Source organism: Pseudomonas oryzihabitans (assembly GCF_032027545.1).
GTDB lineage: Bacteria > Pseudomonadota > Gammaproteobacteria > Pseudomonadales > Pseudomonadaceae > Chryseomonas > Chryseomonas oryzihabitans_F.
Genome location: NZ_JAVSJB010000003.1, coordinates 310849 through 327849, shown reverse-complemented (window position 1 = coordinate 327849; position 17001 = coordinate 310849). Strand labels below are relative to the sequence as shown.

The following is a 17001-nucleotide window of genomic DNA, read 5'->3' as shown; positions in this document are numbered from 1 at the left end:
GCATCCGGCAGGCCTCGGCGTACCGGATGAATGAGTGGCGGTGACCAGGTCAGACCGCCAGTGCTGCGCGGCATTCTACCTGCTTGCTCGACATCTGGGAGTCCCATGGATATCACCGAATTGCTGGCCTTTTCCGCGCGGCAAGGCGCCTCCGACCTGCACCTGTCCGCCGGCCTGCCGCCGATGATCCGCGTCGACGGCGACGTGCGCCGCATCAATCTGCCGGCTTTCGAGCACAAGCAGGTGCACGGGCTGATCTACGACATCATGAACGACAAGCAGCGCAAGGACTTCGAGGAGTTCCTGGAGACCGACTTCTCCTTCGAGGTGCCGGGCGTGGCGCGCTTCCGGGTCAACGCCTTCAACCAGAATCGCGGCGCCGGTGCGGTGTTCCGGACCATCCCCTCCAAGGTGCTGAGCATGGAGGAGTTGGGCATGGGCGAGGTGTTCAAGAAGATCACCGACGTACCACGTGGCCTGGTGCTGGTGACCGGGCCGACCGGTTCGGGTAAGTCCACCACCCTGGCGGCCATGCTCGACTACCTCAACAACCACAAGTACCACCACATCCTCACCATCGAGGACCCCATCGAGTTCGTCCACGAATCCAAGAAGTGCCTGGTCAACCAGCGCGAGGTGCACCGCGACACCCTGGGCTTCTCCGAGGCCCTTCGCTCGGCCCTGCGCGAGGACCCGGACGTCATCCTGGTGGGCGAGCTGCGCGACCTGGAGACCATCCGCCTGGCGCTGACCGCCGCCGAGACCGGCCACTTGGTGTTCGGTACCCTCCACACCACCTCGGCGGCCAAGACCATCGATCGGGTAGTGGATGTCTTTCCGGCGGAAGAGAAATCCATGGTGCGTTCGATGTTGTCCGAATCCCTGCAGGCGGTGGTCTCCCAGACCTTGCTCAAGAAGGTCGGTGGCGGCCGGGTGGCGGCCCACGAGATCATGATCGGCACCCCGGCCATTCGTAACCTGATCCGCGAGGACAAGGTGGCGCAGATGTATTCGGCGATCCAGACCGGTGGCGGGCTGGGCATGCAGACCCTGGACATGTGCCTCAAGGCATTGCTGTCCAAGGGCTTGATCAGCCGCGATGCGGCGCGCGAGAAGGCCAAGACGCCGGAGAATTTCTGATGGAATTCGACAGATTCCTGCAACTGATGGTGGACAAGGGCGCCTCCGACCTCTTCATCACCACCGGCGTCCCCCCGTCGATGAAGATCAACGGCCGCATGACGCCCATCACCAAGGACTCGCTCTCGCCGGATCAGTGCCGAGCCATCGTGCTGGGCGTGATGAACGAGGAGCAGCGCCAGGAATTCCAGCAAAAGCGCGAATCCAATTTCGCCATCAGTGCCCGGGGCATCGGCCGCTTCCGGGTCAGTGCCTTCTACCAGCGCAACCTGGTGGGCATGGTGCTGCGCCGCATCGAGGTGAATATCCCCACGGTGGAGCAACTGCGCCTGCCGGAGATCATCAAGAAGCTGGCCATGACCAAGCGTGGCCTGGTGATCTTCGTCGGCGCCACCGGCACCGGCAAGTCCACCTCGCTGGCGGCCATGATCGGCCACCGCAACAGGAACTCGGCGGGGCACATCATCTCCATCGAGGATCCCATCGAATACATCCACCAGCACCAGGGCTGCATCGTCACCCAGCGTGAGGTGGGCATCGACACCGAGTCCTTCGAGGTGGCGCTGAAGAACACCCTGCGCCAGGCGCCGGACGTCATCATGATCGGCGAGATCCGCAGCCGGGACACCATGGAACACGCCCTGGCCTTCGCCGAGACCGGCCACCTGTGCCTGGCCACGCTGCACGCCAACAACGCCAACCAGGCATTGGACCGTATCATCCACTTCTTCCCGGCCGACCGGCACAGTCAGACCTGGATGGACCTGTCGCTCAACCTCAAGGGCATCGTCGCCCAGCAACTGGTGCCCACCACCGACGGCCAGGGGCGCCGTGCGGTGATCGAGGTGCTGCTCAACACGCCCTTGGCTGCCGACCTGATCCGCAAGGGCGAGGTGCACGAACTCAAGGCATTGATGAAGAAGTCCGGTGAACTGGGCATGCAGACCTTCGACCAGTCGCTCTATGCCCTTTATCGCGATGGCGAGATCAGCTACGAGGCGGCCCTGGCCCATGCCGATTCCGCCAACGACCTGCGCTTGATGATCAAACTGGGGTCGGAGACCGATGCCGACCACCTCAATCAGGTGACCCGCAACCTCTCGGTGGACATGGGCGACGATCCGCCCAAGCGTTTTCGCTAGTCGCTGTCGGTCGCCAAGGTCCTGGCTTCGTGCAGTGCGGCTACCAGGGCCTGATGCGCCTGCTCCTGCTGTGTGGCGTCGGGTGCGCGCAGGATGTAGGACGGGTGATAGGTAGCGATGATCCAACGCTCGTCCAGCCGCAGCGGCCGGCCCATGAACTGGGCCAGGCCACGTGGCTTGCGCCTTAGCAGGGCTTCCAGTGCGGTCGAGCCGAGCGCCACCACCACTACCGGCTGGATGTCGCGCAGTTCCTGCTCAAGCCAGTAGCGGCAGGGCGCTATCTCCGGTCCCGGGGTCACGTGCTTGCGTCGCCGGCCCTGGGGAATCCATTTGAAGTGCTTGACCGCATTGGTCAGGAACACCTCGTCGCGGTCGAGTCCTGCCTCGGCCAGCGCCGCCATCAGCACCTGCCCGGCCGGACCGACGAAGGGACGGCCGGCCAGGTCCTCCTGGTCGCCGGGTTGCTCGCCGAGCAAGAGGATACGGGCCGTGCGCGGGCCTTCGCCGGCCACTGGCTGGGTGGCCTTTTCCCAGAGCTCGCAGCGGCGGCATTCGTCCAGAGTAGTGGGCAGCGGGCGTTCGGGCTGGGCACGCGAGGCCGCGATCAGCACCTCGCGCCCGCTCTGGCGGCCGACCGCCTCGACTTGGGCCAGGCGCTGGGCACCGGCGCGCGCTTCGCTGAGCAGTGCCGGGATCAGCGGGCCTTCCGGCAGGTCCTTCCAGAAGCGCGCCGGCATGTTGCCGCGCAACGTACGCGGATTGGCTCGCGCCGGATTGAAGGTGCTGCGGTAGTAGGCGCGCCAGAGTTCGTCGCCAGCGTTGCGGTCATCGTCTTCCGGGGTCTGGCGGGCCAACTGCTGCAGCTCGGCGGGGCAGGGCTCCAGCAATTGCAGTGCCTGGCCATCCCAGAGCGCCGCGGCCTCCGGGGTGGCGATCAGCCAGCTGCTGTTGCCCATTCGATCGCAGAAGTGCGGTGCCGCCAGCGCCAGGACGTCGTGGGCCGGCTGGTGCCAGGCCACCCAGGCCGGCGGACCGGCGCTTTCGGCGCGGGGCCGGAATCTGAGAAAGGCATGCACATGGTGGATCTCGCGGCGAATCGCCTTGACCCGGCGCTGTAACTCGCTGCCGTCCTCGTCGCCGGCCAGCATCGCCGCCCGGTCTCCCCGGGCGACCCGCCAGAGCACCTGGTAGAGCAGCGCCCAGCGATCTTCGCTGCGAAAGCAGGCGGCATAGGTGAGGGCCTCGGCCAGTTGCGGCGGAATGCGCACGGCGCCACTGGGCGGGGTTGCCACGGCCTCGACCGGTTCATCGAACAGATCGCCCAAGCCGCGGCTTTCCTGCCAGCTCACCTGGGCCGGCGCGATGCCGGCCTGCAGCAGGCGGCGCGCTTCCTGGCGCCAGCCGGCGAAGGTGCCATCGAAATCGACCTTGGGCATCTACAGCAAGGCGAGTTGCGCGGGCGGCTCGGCGAGTTGGCGGCGCAGATCGAGGGATTCGGCCAGGCGTGGTTGCGGGCGATAGTCCTGGGTGACGATGAAAGGCCGGGCCTTCTCCACGCTGCACCTGAGCCGGATCAGGTCGGCGTAGCGGATGCGCCGCTCGCGCCTGAGTTCCACCAGCCGCTTGGCCGAGAGCACGCCGATGCCGGGGACCCGGGCGATCAGGACCTGGTCGGCGCGATTGAGGTCCAGCGGGAAGATGGCGCGATTATGCAGTGCCCAGGCCAGCTTGGGGTCCACGTCCAGCGGCAGCTGGCCGTCTTCGGTGGGCAGCTCCGCCGCCTGGAAGCCATAGCCGCGCATGAGGAAGTCGGCCTGGTACAGCCGGTGTTCGCGCAGCAGCGGCGGCGGCTGCAGCGGCACCGTGCCCGGGCTTTCCGGGATGGGGCTGAAGGCCGAATAGTAGACGCGCTTGAGGCGATAGGCGCCATAGAGCGTCTGGGCGGTGTCGAGAATGGTGCGGTCGTCGGTGGCGTCGGCGCCGACGATCATCTGGGTGCTCTGGCCCGCCGGCGCGAAGCGCGGTGCCTTGGCTTCGGCCTCGGCCTCTTCCAGCCCCAGGCGGATGTTGCCCATGGTCTTGCGGATGCTGCTGCCATTCTTTTCCGGCGCCAGCTTGATCAGCCCGCTCTCGGTGGGCAGCTCGATGTTCACCGACAGGCGATCGGCATAGAGGCCGGCCTGGGCGATGAGCTCGGGATCGGCGTCGGGAATGGTCTTGAGGTGGATGTAGCCGCGGAACTGGTGCTCTTCGCGCAGCAACTGGGCCACCCGGGTCAGTTGCTCCATGGTGTAGTTGGAGGAGCGAATGATGCCGGAACTGAGGAACAGCCCGCTGATGACATTGCGCCGGTAGAAGTCGAGGGTCAGCTGCACCACTTCCTCGGGCGTGAAACGTGCCCGCGGTACATTGCTACTGCGGCGGTTGACGCAGTACTGGCAGTCGTACAGGCAGAAGTTGGTCAGCAGCACCTTGAGCAGCGCCACGCAGCGCCCATCGGGGGTGAAGCTGTGGCAGATGCCCATGCCATCGGTCGAGCCCAGGCCGTCCTTGCCCTTGGAGCTGCGCTTGGGCGCGCCGCTGCTGGCGCAGGACACGTCGTACTTGGCGGCGTCGGCGAGAATGATCAGCTTGTCGGCGAGCTCCATCGAGATCTCCTGGACTGTGATTGCATACAGTATCCAGGAAGCGGAGCGTCGTTCAATGGCTTTGCGCCGGGCGGTGCCGAGTGGAGCGACACTCCGCCGGGCGGTAGCGGCCCGACGGAGGGAGGGGAGGAATCAGGACTTGCGGGTACGCTTGGCGCGCGGCTTGTCGACGACAGGGTCGGCTTCGGCGGCCAGGGTAGTGGGCTGCGGCAGGACGCGCTTGGCCGAGGCAAAACGCTTGGTCCAGTACGGCTTGCTCAGGTGATCGACCCGGACGCTCTCGCCACTGCGTGGGGCATGGACGAAACGGTCGTTGCCCAGGTAGATGGCCACATGGTCGATGCCGCTGCGCTGACCGGTCTTGAAGAACACCAGGTCACCGGCCTTGAGATCGCTACGGGCGACCTTGGGACCCTTGAGCTGGGCCAGTTCGCGGGAGGTCCGCGGCAGCTTGACGTTGTGCACGTCACGATAGACGTAGTTCACCAGGCCGCTGCAGTCCAGGCCGTTCTTCGGGCTGGTACCACCGAAGCGGTAGGGCGTACCGACCAGATCCATGGCGCGGGTAGCGACCTGGGCGCCGACGTTGCGCGTCGCGGCCTGGGCAGTGGCCTGCTTACGGTGCAGCGCACTGCTCGCCCGCGCTGCACGCTTGGCGCGGGCCGCGGATGCCGCCTGGGTGTGATTGTCGGCAGCGGTGACGTGACGGGCTGCGGGCTTGGAGGTTGGTGCGGCGGTGACATGCCGGGCTGCGACCTTGTGGACCGGAGCGGCAGTGCGCGCTGCAGAGTTCTCTTTCGCTTGCGCCGCCACTGGCAGCACAAGACAGGCGGAGAGCCATGTCAGGAGGAATAGACGCATTGTCGTAGGGGTGTCTGAAGATCGAAGCGAGGGATTCTATACCAACCCTGTGGATATTTTGTGCACCTCTCATCAAGAAATTATGTAATTTTTAGCGGAAAGTGAGGTCCTTAGAGCGCCAACCAGTGAGACTCCCTGGGCATTCATCCAGTTTTCGACATAAAGTCACGGTGAAGGTAAGGGTGTAGGTAAGGCGCGTCTTCCCCAGTATTCGCGAGGTCGTAGGCATGCAGTATCAGGACACCCACAGCAAGGTCATGGGCTATCTGCTGTGGATCTTCGGTTTTCTCGGCGCTCACCGCTTCTACTATGGCAAGCCGGTCACCGGCACGATCTGGTTCTGCACCCTGGGTCTGCTGGGCGTCGGTTGGCTGATCGACCTGTTCCTGATCCCATCCATGGATCGCGAGGCTGACCTGCGCTTCCAGTCCGGCTCCCTCAACTACAGCCTGGCCTGGATTCTGCTGACCTTCCTCGGCCTCTTCGGCGTGCATCGTCTCTATCTGGGGAAATGGGTTACCGCCATTCTTTATTTCTTCACGGCGGGTTTCTTCCTGCTGGGCGTGCTTTACGACTTCTGGACACTCAATTCGCAGATTTCCGAAGAGAATCGTCGGCGTCTGGTGCGCTAGGCCAGGTCGGTCAGACAAAAAGAAGGGGGCTCCAAGGAGCCCCCTTCTTTCATTCCCCGCGACGGTAGGTCGCGCGGCCTCCCACCAGGGTGCGCTCGACCCGTCCGGGCAACGTCATGCCGTGGAAGGGGCAATTGCGCCCGCGCGACAGCCAGGGCGTGTCCGCCTGCCTGGTGGTCTGCTGGGAGAACAGCACCAGATCCGCCGGCTGGCCCTTGGCCAGGCGACCTGCCGGCAGGCGCAGGGCGTCGGCCGGGCCGGTGGTGAGGCGTGCCAGCAGCCTGGGCAGGTCCAGCAAGCCATCTTCCACCAGGGTCAGGGCCAGTGGCAGCAGCAGTTCGACGCTGCTGATGCCTGGTTCGGTGGCGGCGAAGGGTGCCAGCTTGGCATCCGCCTCATGGGGCTGGTGATGACTGGAGATGGCGCCGATCACGCCATCCCGTACCCCGGCGCGCAGGGCATCGCGGTCGCGCGCGGTGCGCAGTGGCGGCTTGACGTGATAGAGGCTGGAGAAGCCCTGCAGCGCCTCGTCGGTGAGCAGCAACTGATAGAGGGCCACGTCGGCGGTCACCGGCAGGCCGCGGGCCTGGGCGGCGGCGATCATCTCCACCGCGCGGGCGCTGGTGAGCAGGCCGAAGTGGGCGCGCACGCCGCTCTGTTCTACCAGCAGCAGGTCGCGGGCCAGGGCGATGGTTTCGGCGGTCTCGGGGATGCCGGTCAAGCCGAGGAAGCTGGCGGTGGGGCCTTCGTGGGCCAGGCCGCCGTCGGCCAGGTCGGCGTCCAGGGCATTGAAGACCACGGTGAGGTCGAAGGTGGCCGCATATTCCAGCGCGCGGCGCTGTACCCGCAGATTTTCGAAGCGCTGCAGGCCGTTGGTGAAGGCCACGCAGCCGGCATCGCGCAGGGCCATCAGCTCGGACAGCTGCTCGCCGGCCATCCCTCTGGTCAGGGCGCCGATGGGGTTGACGCGGACATGGTCCGCGGTGCGGGCGCGGTCGAGGATTAGTTCAGCTACCGCCGTGGTGTCCAGCACCGGGCGAGTGGTCGGCGGGCAGCACAGGCTGGTCACGCCACCCGCAGCCGCCGCGCGGGTTTCGCTGGCGACGTTGCCCTTGCGGGTCAGACCCGGTTCGCACAGGGCGACGTCCAGGTCGACCAGGCCCGGCGCCAGGATCAGGCCGCTGGCGTCCAGCTGCTCGGCGGCCGTGAAGCCCCTGGGGGCCTCGCCGATGGCGAGAATGCGACCCTCGTCGATATGGACGTCGCCGACCTGGTCGAGGTCGGTGGCCGGGTCGATCACCCGGGCATTGCGGATGCTCAGGCTCACTGGGCATTCTCCTGTAGCTGACGCTGGGCCGTCTGCCCGCTCATGGCCATCGACAGCACCGCCATGCGGACCGCGATGCCGTAGGTGACCTGGTTGAGGATGACCGATTGCTCGCCATCGGCGACCGCGGATTCGATCTCCACCCCGCGGTTGATCGGGCCCGGGTGCATGACGATCGCGTCGGGCTTGGCGCGGGCCAGGCGCTGGCGGGTCAGGCCGAACAGCCGGTAGTACTCGCCTTCGCTGGGCAGCAGGCCGCCCTGCATGCGCTCGCGTTGCAGGCGCAGCATGATCACCACGTCCACCCCGTCCAGGCCCTCGGCCAGGTCGGTGAAGGTGCGCACGCCATAGAGGTCTTCGAGACCGACCGGCAGCAGGGTGCGCGGAGCGATCACGCGGATGTCGCGGCAGCCCAGGGTGCGCAGCGCCAGCATGTCGGAGCGGGCGACCCGCGAGTGCAGGATGTCGCCGACGATGGCCACCGAGAGGTTGGCGAAGTCGCCCTTGTGCCGGCGGATGGTCAGCATGTCGAGCATGCCCTGGGTGGGGTGGGCATGGCGGCCGTCGCCCCCGTTGATGATGGCGACGTCGGGGCAGACGTGCTCGGCGATGAAATGGGCGGCGCCGGAGTCGGCATGGCGCACCACGAACATGTCGGCGGCCATGGCCTCCAGGTTGCGCAGGGTGTCGAACAGCGTCTCGCCCTTGCTGGTGGAGGAGGTGGAGACGTTGAGGGTGATGACGTCCGCCGACAGCCGCTTGGCCGCCAGTTCGAAGGTGGTGCGGGTGCGGGTGGAGTTCTCGAAGAAGACGTTGCACACCGTCTTGCCACGCAGCAGCGGCACCTTCTTGACCGCCCGGGCGCCGACCTCGAGGAAGGAGTCGGCGGTATCGAGCAGCTCGGTCAAAAGTTCGGCGGGTAGGTCATCGAGTGACAGGAAATGGCGCAATTGGCCCTGGGCGTTGAGTTGCAGCGAGCGCGTAGCGTCGGTCATGGCAGCGAATCCAGGTCAGGCGGCGGGGACGTTGCGGTATTCGAGGGCGAGCGGCGTGGGGCCGGTCAGCTTGACGCGCTGTGTGGGAGCGAGGCTCAGGGTGGCGCCCACCACGTCGGGCTGGATCGGCAATTCGCGGGCATTGACGTCGAGCAGGCAGACCAGGGTCACACTGGCCGGACGGCCATAGTCGAAGAGTTCGTTGAGCGCCGCGCGTACGGTGCGGCCACTCATCAGTACATCGTCCACCAGCACCAGGTGGCGCCCGTCGATCTCGAAGGGCAGGGCCGAGGGGCGCACCTGGGGATGCAGGCCCTTCTGGGTGAAGTCGTCGCGGTAGAAGGACACGTCCAGGCTGCCCAGCGGGGTGTCCAGGCCGAGTTCGGCCAGCAGGGCCTCGGCGACCCAGAGGCCGCCGGTATGGATGCCGACGAAACCGGGATCGGTGATGCCACGACGATCCAGCGACAGACGCAGGTCGGCGGCCAGCCGCGGCAGGAGCTCGGCGGGAGAGGGCAGGTGCATGGCTACTCCGATTGCGGGCGCGCGGCCCGTTCCAGTTGTTGGGTCAGCCAGCCTTCCAGGAGGAGGGCGGCGGCGAGGGCGTCCACCGGGCGCTCGCGATAGCCGTCGCGCTGGCCACCCTGCAGGCGTTCGCCCTTGGCGGCGTAGGTGGTGAGGCGTTCGTCGTGGGTATGCACCGGCAGGCCATAGCGGCCGTGCAGGCGGCGGGCGAAGCGTTCGGCGCGCTCGCTCATCTCGCTGGGCGTACCGTCCATGTTCAGCGGCAGGCCGACCACCAGGGCGGTAGGGCGCCACTCGTCCAGCAGCCGCTGGATCTGCTGCCAGTCCGGCACGCCGTTCTGCGCCTTGAGGGTCAGCAGTTCGCGGGCCTGGCCGGTGACGGCCTGGCCGACGGCGACGCCGATCTGCCGGGTGCCGTAGTCGAAGCCCAGGTAGAGTCCCGTGGACGCACTCATGCGTGGCCCGCTTGGCGCGACAGCAGGCGCAGGTCGACCCCGAGCAGGGCGGCGGCGGCGCCGAGGCGTTGCTCGGTAGGGGTGTCGAACAGCAGCGCGGAGGGCGCCGGGGTAGTGAGCCAGAGGTTCGCCGCGAGCTCTTCTTCCAGTTGGCCGGGACCCCAGCCGCTGTAGCCCAGGGTGATCAGGTACCGGTCCGGGCCACTGCCGTCGGAGAGGGCGAACAGCACGTCCGGCGAGGTGGTCAGGCTCAGGTCATCGAGTTCCAGGGTGTTCTGGAAGACGGGGCCTGCGTCGTGCAGGACGAAGCCGCGGTCGGTCTGCACCGGACCGCCGGCATAGAGGGCGATCTGGGTATCTTCCAGGGTGGCGGGCACCTCGGGGCGCAGCTGTTCGAGCAGGTCGTCCAGGTGCAGGCCGTTGGGGCGGTTGATCACCAGGCCCATGGCGCCGTCGGGACCGTGGTCGACCAGGTAGATCACCGTCTCGGCGAAATGGGGATCGTCCATCTGCGGCATGGCGATCAGGAGCTGGTGCTGTAGGGTGGTGCTGGAGGTCGGCTTCATGACCGGCAAGTTTCCCGGTTGCGCGGTCCGGCTTCAAGTCCAACGACGCGCGCGGCTATTGACTGGACAGGCGGTCGCCGCGCTCGAAACGCCAGGTGCGGATGATCTCCAGCCGGTCGATGTCGGCCAGATCGCCGCTGAAGGGAGCGAAGGGCGCCGCCAGCCGGACGATGCGCAGGGCGGCCTGGTCCAGCACCGGACGGCCCGAGGATTCCAGCACCTGCACCTCGTAGAGCGAACCGTCCTTGTTGATGGCCACCAGCAGGCGCAGGCTGCCATAGAGGCGGTCGCGCTTGGCCTGCTCGGGATAGTTGAGGTTGCCGATGCGCTCGATCTTGCGTCGCCACTCTTCCTTGTAGCGGGCGCCCTTGTCCTTCTGCGTCGAGGCGGCGTTGATCCGCCAGATCTTCGGTCGCTTGGCGTATTGCTGGCGCTCCTCGGCGAGCTGGGCTTCCAGGCTGGCGAGTTCGGCGGCCTGGCTGTCGGCTTCCGGGGCCGGGGCATCGCGCTGTTCCTGCTGGGGCGTCTCGCGGCTGGGCTCGGCCTTGGTCGGGCGACTGGCACGGGTGGTCAGCGCCGCCTTGGGCGCCTGGGCGCGATCCGCCGCGGGCTTGCGGGCCGGCGGGGCGGCCTCGCGGATCTCGCTGTCGTGGAAGGGCGCCTGCACCGGCGTGCTCGGCGCCGCCGCCTTGTCCAGGGTGCCGCTGCCCTGCTGGTTCTCCTGGGCGAGGAAGTCCGCCTGCTTGGGCGCCTCGTCGCTCTTGAAGCTCGCCAGCGTCACCTCCAAGGTACGGCTGATCTGGCTCGGTTCGGGCAGGGAGAAGCCGACGCCCAGGATCAGCACCACGTGCAGCAGGGTCGCGATGAGCAACGTGAAGCCCAGGCGGTCGGCAGCGCGAACCTGGGCGGCGGGGTGCGGAGCGGTGCTGGACATGGACGGGGTCGGCAAGGGCGGAAGAGGCGCGTTTAGGCTGGCGCCAGTCTGCGGATTGTGTTCGCGCTTGTCCATGCCGCGCGCGGCGGCATGGACGCGCGCCTCAGCTCGCGCGTTGCTGCGCGATCACCTCCATCAGCCGCTCGGCGATCCGGGTGTCGTAGGCCGCATCGATCTCGCGGATGCAGGTCGGGCTGGTCACGTTGATCTCGGTGAGATGCTCGCCGATCACGTCCAGGCCCACGAACAGCAGGCCCCGCTTGCGCAGCTCCGGGCCGACCGCGGTGGCGATCTCGCGATCCCGCGCCGACAGCGGCTGGGCGACGCCACGGCCGCCGGCGGCCAGGTTGCCGCGGGTCTCGCCCTGGGCGGGAATGCGCGCCAGGCAGTATTCCACCGGCTCGCCATCGATCATCAGGATGCGCTTGTCGCCGTCCTTGATGCCCGGCAGGTAGCGCTGGGCGATGATCTGCTGGGTGCCATGGGCCGTGAGGGTCTCCAGGATCACCGACAGGTTGGGATCGCCTTCGCGGTGACGGAACACCGAGCTGCCGCCCATGCCGTCCAGCGGCTTGAGGATGACGTCGCCATGGCTGCGGGCGAATTCGCGGATGATGTCGGCGCGGCGGCTGACCAGGGTCGGCGGCGCCAGTTCGGGGAAGAGGGTGGCGAAGAACTTCTCGTTGCAGTCGCGCAGGCTCGCCGGGCGATTGACCACCAGGGTGCCGCCCCGCTCGGCCTGCTCCAGCAGGTAGGTGGCGTAGACGAACTCGTTGTCGAAGGGCGGGTCCTTGCGCATCAGGATGACGTCCAGCTCGCGCAGGGGCAGATCGACGTTCTCGCCGAAGGCGAACCAGCGTTCCGGGTCTTGGAAGACCTCCAGCTGGCGACCCCGACCACGAGCTTCGCCATCGACCTGGTACAGGTCCTGCATCTCGAAATAATGCAGTGTCCAGCCGCGGGCCTTGGCCGCCCACAGCATGGCCAGGGAGCTATCCTTCTTATAGGAGATGCGTTCGATGGGATCCATGACGATCCCCAGGCGGATACTCATTGACGCTAGACCTCGGTTCTACGTGGGCAAGGCGTCAGAATAGCCCTTCGATCGCCCCGAGTGCCATGCTTGCGCGATCGTCGTGGTGGGCGGGCCGGTGGTCCGCCGCCAGGGGATCTGCGTGGTACGTCACGGTATTGTGTGCTACAAAGAGGCGCCGCCAAGGGGCCCGGATCGACATCATTCACGTTTCATCAGACGATGAGCTGGTAGCTTGAACATGGAACAGTATTCGGAAGGGCTCAAGGTCATGGTGATCGACGATTCGAAGACGATTCGCCGTACCGCCGAGACCCTGCTCAAGAAAGTTGGCTGCGAGGTCATCACCGCCATCGATGGATTCGATGCGCTCGCCAAGATCGCCGATAGTCATCCCCACATCATCTTCGTGGATATCATGATGCCGCGACTGGATGGGTATCAGACCTGCGCGCTGATCAAGAACAACAGCGCCTTCCGCGCGACCCCGGTCATCATGCTGTCTTCGCGTGATGGCCTCTTCGACAAGGCCAAGGGCCGCATCGTCGGTTCCGACCAGTACCTCACCAAACCCTTCAGCAAAGAAGAGCTGATCGGTGCGATCAAGACCCACGTCCCCAGCTTCACGCCGCTCGAACAGGCGTCCTGATCGTTCCGGGACGGGTGATTCAATCTAGTAGGAAATTTTCATGGCTCGAATTCTGATCGTCGACGACTCTCCCACCGAGATGTACAAGCTCACCGCCATGCTCGAGAAGCATGGGCATCAGGTGCTCAAGGCCGAAAACGGCGCGGACGGCGTAGCCCTGGCCCGCCAGGAGAAGCCGGATGCGGTCCTGATGGATATCGTCATGCCGGGCCTCAACGGCTTCCAGGCCACACGCCAGCTGACCAAGGACGCCGAAACCAGCCATATCCCGGTCGTCATCGTCACCACCAAGGATCAGGAGACCGACAAGGTCTGGGGCAAGCGCCAGGGCGCCAAGGATTACCTGACCAAGCCCATCGACGAAGACACCCTGCTGCGCACCCTGGCAGGTGTTTTGCAAGGCTGACGCGATTCGTCCGTCTTTTGCGGCAGCGCCCTAGTGGGCAGGGAATCTCATGAGCGACGCCACCACGCCCTACGAACTCTTGCGCCTGATCGACCTGCGCTGCCGCGAGCGAGCAGCCGGTCTGCCCGCGCAACAGGAAAATCAGCAGACCTGGAGTGGCATCGGCTTTCGGCTGGGTGAACTGCGTTTCGTCATCCCTATGGGCGAGGTCAGTGAGATTTTGCCGGAGCCGCGCTTCACCGCGCTGCCCGGGGTCAAGCCCTGGCTCAAGGGCGTAGCCAACGTGCGCGGTCGCTTGCTGCCGATCGCCGACCTCGGGCAATTCCTCGGCGTGAAGATCCAGGCGCTGCGCAAACAGCGACGCATCCTGATCGTCGACCATGGCGACCTTTTCGTCGGATTGGCGGTTGACGAAGTCCTGGGCATGCAGCATTTCGACATCGAGGCCTACCGCGAGCACGACGACAGCGTGCCGCCGGGGCTGCAATTCTTTCTGGAAGGCGTCTTCCAACGCGACGTTCCGTGGCTGGTCTGCAGCCCGCGTGCCTTGGTCGAGCATCCCGAATTCATGGACGTCGCGGCCTGAGCCAAGGCTCCGCTGCACGTGTTGCGGGAGCGGGATGGCAGTAGCCGTAACCGACGGATGGGGGTAGGCCGATACGCACCGCTTTCAAGCGAAAGGGTACGGCGGCCGACAAGGAATCGAATCAAAGGAACCAAGGTCCAGGCGGGGGCCGCTGATGAACAAACTTAATACAGGGAAACTCAACGCGTGGGTCGCGGGCATGTTCGTGGTACTGATCGTCGCGATCGTGCTGCTGTTCGCCAACTTCGCGTACTTGAGCACGCAAGCCGGCTACGACAGCCAGTACCAGGGGCAGGCCACCGAACTGCGTATCCTCTCGCAGCAGCTCGCCAAGAGCGCCAGTGAGGCCGCCACCGGCAAACCGGAAGCCTTCCAGGACCTACGCGTGGCCCGGAGCGAGTTCGAGCGCCGCTGGAACATCCTGAACAATGGCGATCCGAGCACCGGGCTGCCGCCTTCGCCCGCGCTGCTGAAGCCCCGCATGGACACCGTGGAGGGCCAGTGGTCGGCCCTGCGTAGCCAGGTCGACACCATGCTGGGCAGCGAGCAGACGGTACTGTCGCTGCACCAGTTGGCCGGTGCCCTGGCAGAAACCATCCCGCAGCTGCAGGTCGAGAACGAAGAGATCGTCGACATCCTGATCGAGCGGAACGCCCCGGCGAGCCAGGTGGTGGTAGCCCAGCGCCAGGCCCTGCTGGCCGAACGGATCCTCGGTTCCATCAACAAGATCCTCACCGGCGACGAAGCCGCCGTGCAGGCCGCCGACAGTTTCGGTCGCGATGCCAGCCTGTTCGGCCGCGTGCTCAAGGCCATGCGCGAAGGCAACGCCTCCATGGGCGTCGCCAAGGTCACCGACCCGGAAGCGGTGGGACGCCTGAACGAAGCCAACAAGCTGTTCGAATTCGTCTCCGGCAACGTCGACGAGATCTTGGCCACCTCACCTGAGCTGTTGCAGGTCCGCGCCGCGGTTGGCCAGATCTACACGGGCTCTCAGGCCCTGCTCGGCTCCGTTTCCGAGTTGAGCACCGGCTACGCCTCCCTGACCCAGAGTCGCAAGATCAACACTGTCGGTAGCTATCTGCTGGTGTTCATCGCCCTGGCCGCCATTCTCTGCATCGGCTTCATCCTGGTGCGCGACACCCGTCGCCGCCTGGCCGAGACCGATGAGAAGAACCAGCGCAACCAGGCCGCCATTCTGCGACTGCTGGATGAAATCGCCGACCTCGCCGACGGTGACCTGACCGTCCAGGCCACGGTGACCGAGGATTTCACCGGCGCCATCGCCGACTCCATCAACTACTCCATCGACCAACTGCGCGAACTGGTGGAAACCATCAACCAGACCGCGCTGCAGGTGGCCGCCGCGGCCCAGGAATCCCAGCACACCGCGACCGTGCTGGCCGAGGCCTCGGAGCACCAGGCCCAGGAAATCGCCGGAGCCTCCGCGGCGATCAACGAGATGGCCGTGTCCATCGACCAGGTATCCACCAACGCCTCCGAATCCACCGCGGTAGCGGAGCGCTCCGTGGCCATCGCCAACAAGGGCAACCAGGTGGTGCACAACACCATCATCGGCATGGACAGCATTCGCGAGCAGATCCAGGACACCTCCAAGCGGATCAAGCGCCTGGGCGAATCGTCCCAGGAGATCGGCGACATCGTCGGCCTGATCAACGACATCGCCGACCAGACCAACATCCTGGCACTCAATGCCGCCATCCAGGCCTCCATGGCCGGTGATGCCGGTCGTGGCTTCGCCGTGGTCGCCGACGAGGTCCAGCGCCTCGCCGAACGTTCCTCCGGCGCCACCAAGCAGATCGAGGCACTGGTCAAGGCGATCCAGACCGACACCAACGAGGCGGTCATCTCCATGGAGCAGACCACCTCCGAAGTGGTCCGCGGCGCCGCCCTGGCCCAGGACGCCGGGGTGGCCCTGGAGGAGATCGAGAAGGTATCCCAGAGTCTCGCCGGGCTGATCCAGAACATTTCCAATGCCGCACGGCAGCAGTCTTCGTCCGCCAGCCACATCTCCAGCACCATGAACGTCATCCAGGAGATCACCTCGCAGACCTCGGCCGGCACCACCGCTACTGCCCGCAGCATCGGCGAGCTGGCCAAGCTGGCCAGCGAGATGCGTCGTTCGGTATCGGGCTTCAATCTGCCGAACGAGCAGCCGCAGGGCTGAGCGCATCGGCCACGCCGAGGCGTGGCGAGGGGGAAACGTGGGTGGGGAGTCGAGTTGGGCGTTGTGCCGCGCTCCCGAGCTACCGGATGCGGATTTCGAGCGCTGGCGACAGTTGCTCGAAACGCGCGCGGGGATGGTGCTGGACGACCGGCAGCGCAGCTTTCTGCAGGTCCAGCTGGCCGCCCGCATGCGCGAGCTGGCCATCGCGGACTACGAAAGCTACTACCGGATCGTCTGCGAAGGGGTCAGCGGGCGAGTCGAATGGGTTCGCCTGCTCGACCGCCTGACCATCCAGGCGACGCGTTTCTTCCGTCACCCGCCATCGTTCGCCCTGCTGGAAGCCTATGTGAGTAAGTTCGTCCAGACCGCCGAAGGCCAGTCTCTGGCCCTGTGGAGTCTGGGCTGTTCCAGTGGAGAGGAAGCCTTTTCGATGGCCATCAGCACCGCCGAAGTCTTATCCCGGCAGGGGCAGCCCATGACGTTCTCGCTGACCGGAACGGACATCAGCAGCGAAGCCCTGCGCCAGGCGCGCCAGGGCATCTTCAGCCGGCAGCGGTTGGATGGCGTGTCGACGACCCTGCGGGAACGTTACTTCCGTTCCCGCGAGGACGGCAGCTATCAGATCTGTCCCCGCCTGGCGGAGCGCCTCTGCTTCGCCAGACTCAATGTGCTGGAACTGAGCCAGGCCCCCTTGCAGGGGCTCAATGTCATTTTTTGTCAGAACCTGCTGATTTACTTCCGCCGCTGGCTGCGTCGAGACCTGCTCAATCAACTGGTCCAGCGGCTCGCACCCGGCGGGTTGTTGGTCTTGGGCGTTGGTGAGGTGAGCAACTGGAGCCACCCGCAATTGGTGCCCGCCGAGCATCCCGAGGTCCTGGCGTTCGTCCGCCAGGCGGACTGCCCGGCATGACAGGAGC

18 protein-coding genes are annotated in these 17001 nt (G+C 66.1%); 8 read left to right on the top strand and 10 right to left on the bottom strand.

Translation table 11 applies throughout. The features are described 5' to 3' along the window. Nucleotides 1–105: 105 nt before the first annotated feature. Both RND78_RS06430 and RND78_RS06425 read left to right on the top strand, forming a co-directional pair. A complete protein-coding gene (locus RND78_RS06430; RefSeq protein WP_312726936.1) occupies nt 106–1140 on the top strand; it encodes a type IV pilus twitching motility protein PilT in 1035 nt (344 codons plus the stop codon). Further along, entirely contained in the window at nt 1140–2282 is a 1143-nt protein-coding gene (locus RND78_RS06425) for a PilT/PilU family type 4a pilus ATPase (protein WP_312726935.1), read from the top strand. Before RND78_RS06430 ends, RND78_RS06425 begins: the two co-directional genes overlap by 1 nt. On the opposite strand, the gene RND78_RS06420 is transcribed toward RND78_RS06425, so the two are convergent. The 3 genes from RND78_RS06420 to RND78_RS06410 form a co-directional block, all read right to left on the bottom strand. Then, nucleotides 2279–3718: a UdgX family uracil-DNA binding protein gene (locus tag RND78_RS06420; protein WP_312726934.1), complete on the bottom strand. Its 1440-nt coding sequence runs from the start codon at nt 3716–3718 to the stop codon at nt 2279–2281. The genes RND78_RS06425 and RND78_RS06420 overlap by 4 nt on opposite strands. After that, the gene (locus RND78_RS06415; RefSeq protein ID WP_312726932.1) at nt 3719–4930 is read right to left on the bottom strand and encodes a putative DNA modification/repair radical SAM protein; all 1212 of its coding nucleotides are present in this window, start codon (nt 4928–4930) and stop codon (nt 3719–3721) included. It abuts the gene before it with no gap. A gap of 132 nt (nt 4931–5062) precedes the next feature. Next, nucleotides 5063–5791: a C40 family peptidase gene (locus RND78_RS06410; RefSeq protein WP_312726931.1), complete on the bottom strand. Its 729-nt coding sequence runs from the start codon at nt 5789–5791 to the stop codon at nt 5063–5065. A gap of 227 nt (nt 5792–6018) precedes the next feature. Between RND78_RS06410 and RND78_RS06405 the strand changes: the two genes are divergently transcribed. After that, a complete protein-coding gene (locus RND78_RS06405; protein WP_312726930.1) occupies nt 6019–6423 on the top strand; it encodes a TM2 domain-containing protein in 405 nt (134 codons plus the stop codon). A 49-nt stretch (nt 6424–6472) separates the two neighbouring features. Here the strand turns inward: RND78_RS06405 and RND78_RS06400 are convergent, their stop codons facing one another. The 7 genes from RND78_RS06400 to gshB form a co-directional block, all read right to left on the bottom strand. Further along, entirely contained in the window at nt 6473–7750 is a 1278-nt protein-coding gene (locus RND78_RS06400; RefSeq protein WP_312726929.1) for a dihydroorotase, read from the bottom strand. Beyond that, complete coding sequence (locus tag RND78_RS06395; protein WP_312726928.1) at nt 7747–8745, bottom strand: aspartate carbamoyltransferase catalytic subunit; 999 nt, start codon at nt 8743–8745, stop codon at nt 7747–7749. The genes RND78_RS06400 and RND78_RS06395 overlap by 4 nt, the downstream gene beginning before the upstream one ends. A gap of 15 nt (nt 8746–8760) precedes the next feature. Then, the gene (gene pyrR, locus RND78_RS06390; RefSeq protein WP_312726927.1) at nt 8761–9270 is read right to left on the bottom strand and encodes a bifunctional pyr operon transcriptional regulator/uracil phosphoribosyltransferase PyrR; all 510 of its coding nucleotides are present in this window, start codon (nt 9268–9270) and stop codon (nt 8761–8763) included. Nucleotides 9271–9272: 2 nt separating this feature from the next. Then, entirely contained in the window at nt 9273–9725 is a 453-nt protein-coding gene (ruvX, locus tag RND78_RS06385; RefSeq protein ID WP_312726925.1) for a Holliday junction resolvase RuvX, read from the bottom strand. After that, nucleotides 9722–10291 carry a YqgE/AlgH family protein gene (locus RND78_RS06380; protein ID WP_312726924.1) on the bottom strand — a complete coding sequence of 190 codons (570 nt, stop codon included), beginning with the start codon at nt 10289–10291 and terminating at the stop codon, nt 9722–9724. The genes ruvX and RND78_RS06380 overlap by 4 nt, the downstream gene beginning before the upstream one ends. Before the next feature lie 55 nt (nt 10292–10346). Next, nucleotides 10347–11225, bottom strand: coding sequence for a TonB family protein (locus RND78_RS06375; RefSeq protein WP_312726923.1), 879 nt, complete (start codon nt 11223–11225; stop codon nt 10347–10349). 103 nt (nt 11226–11328) lie between these two features. Then, entirely contained in the window at nt 11329–12279 is a 951-nt protein-coding gene (gene gshB, locus RND78_RS06370) for a glutathione synthase (RefSeq protein WP_312726922.1), read from the bottom strand. A gap of 220 nt (nt 12280–12499) precedes the next feature. Between gshB and pilG the strand changes: the two genes are divergently transcribed. The 5 genes from pilG (at nt 12500) to RND78_RS06345 (ending at nt 16994) form a co-directional block, all read left to right on the top strand. Then, on the top strand, nt 12500–12907 hold the full coding sequence (pilG, locus tag RND78_RS06365; protein WP_007161679.1) for a twitching motility response regulator PilG: 408 nt from the start codon (nt 12500–12502) through the stop codon (nt 12905–12907). Nucleotides 12908–12947: 40 nt separating this feature from the next. Next, on the top strand, nt 12948–13313 hold the full coding sequence (gene pilH, locus RND78_RS06360) for a twitching motility response regulator PilH (protein WP_007161680.1): 366 nt from the start codon (nt 12948–12950) through the stop codon (nt 13311–13313). A gap of 49 nt (nt 13314–13362) precedes the next feature. Further along, nucleotides 13363–13899: a chemotaxis protein CheW gene (locus tag RND78_RS06355; RefSeq protein WP_295467553.1), complete on the top strand. Its 537-nt coding sequence runs from the start codon at nt 13363–13365 to the stop codon at nt 13897–13899. 154 nt (nt 13900–14053) lie between these two features. Continuing rightward, nucleotides 14054–16084 (top strand): methyl-accepting chemotaxis protein, encoded by a 2031-nt coding sequence (locus RND78_RS06350; protein ID WP_312726921.1) that lies wholly within the window; start codon nt 14054–14056, stop codon nt 16082–16084. Between the two features lie 61 nt (nt 16085–16145). Beyond that, a complete protein-coding gene (locus tag RND78_RS06345) occupies nt 16146–16994 on the top strand; it encodes a protein-glutamate O-methyltransferase CheR (RefSeq protein ID WP_312726920.1) in 849 nt (282 codons plus the stop codon). The last annotated feature ends 7 nt before the right edge of the window (nt 16995–17001 follow it).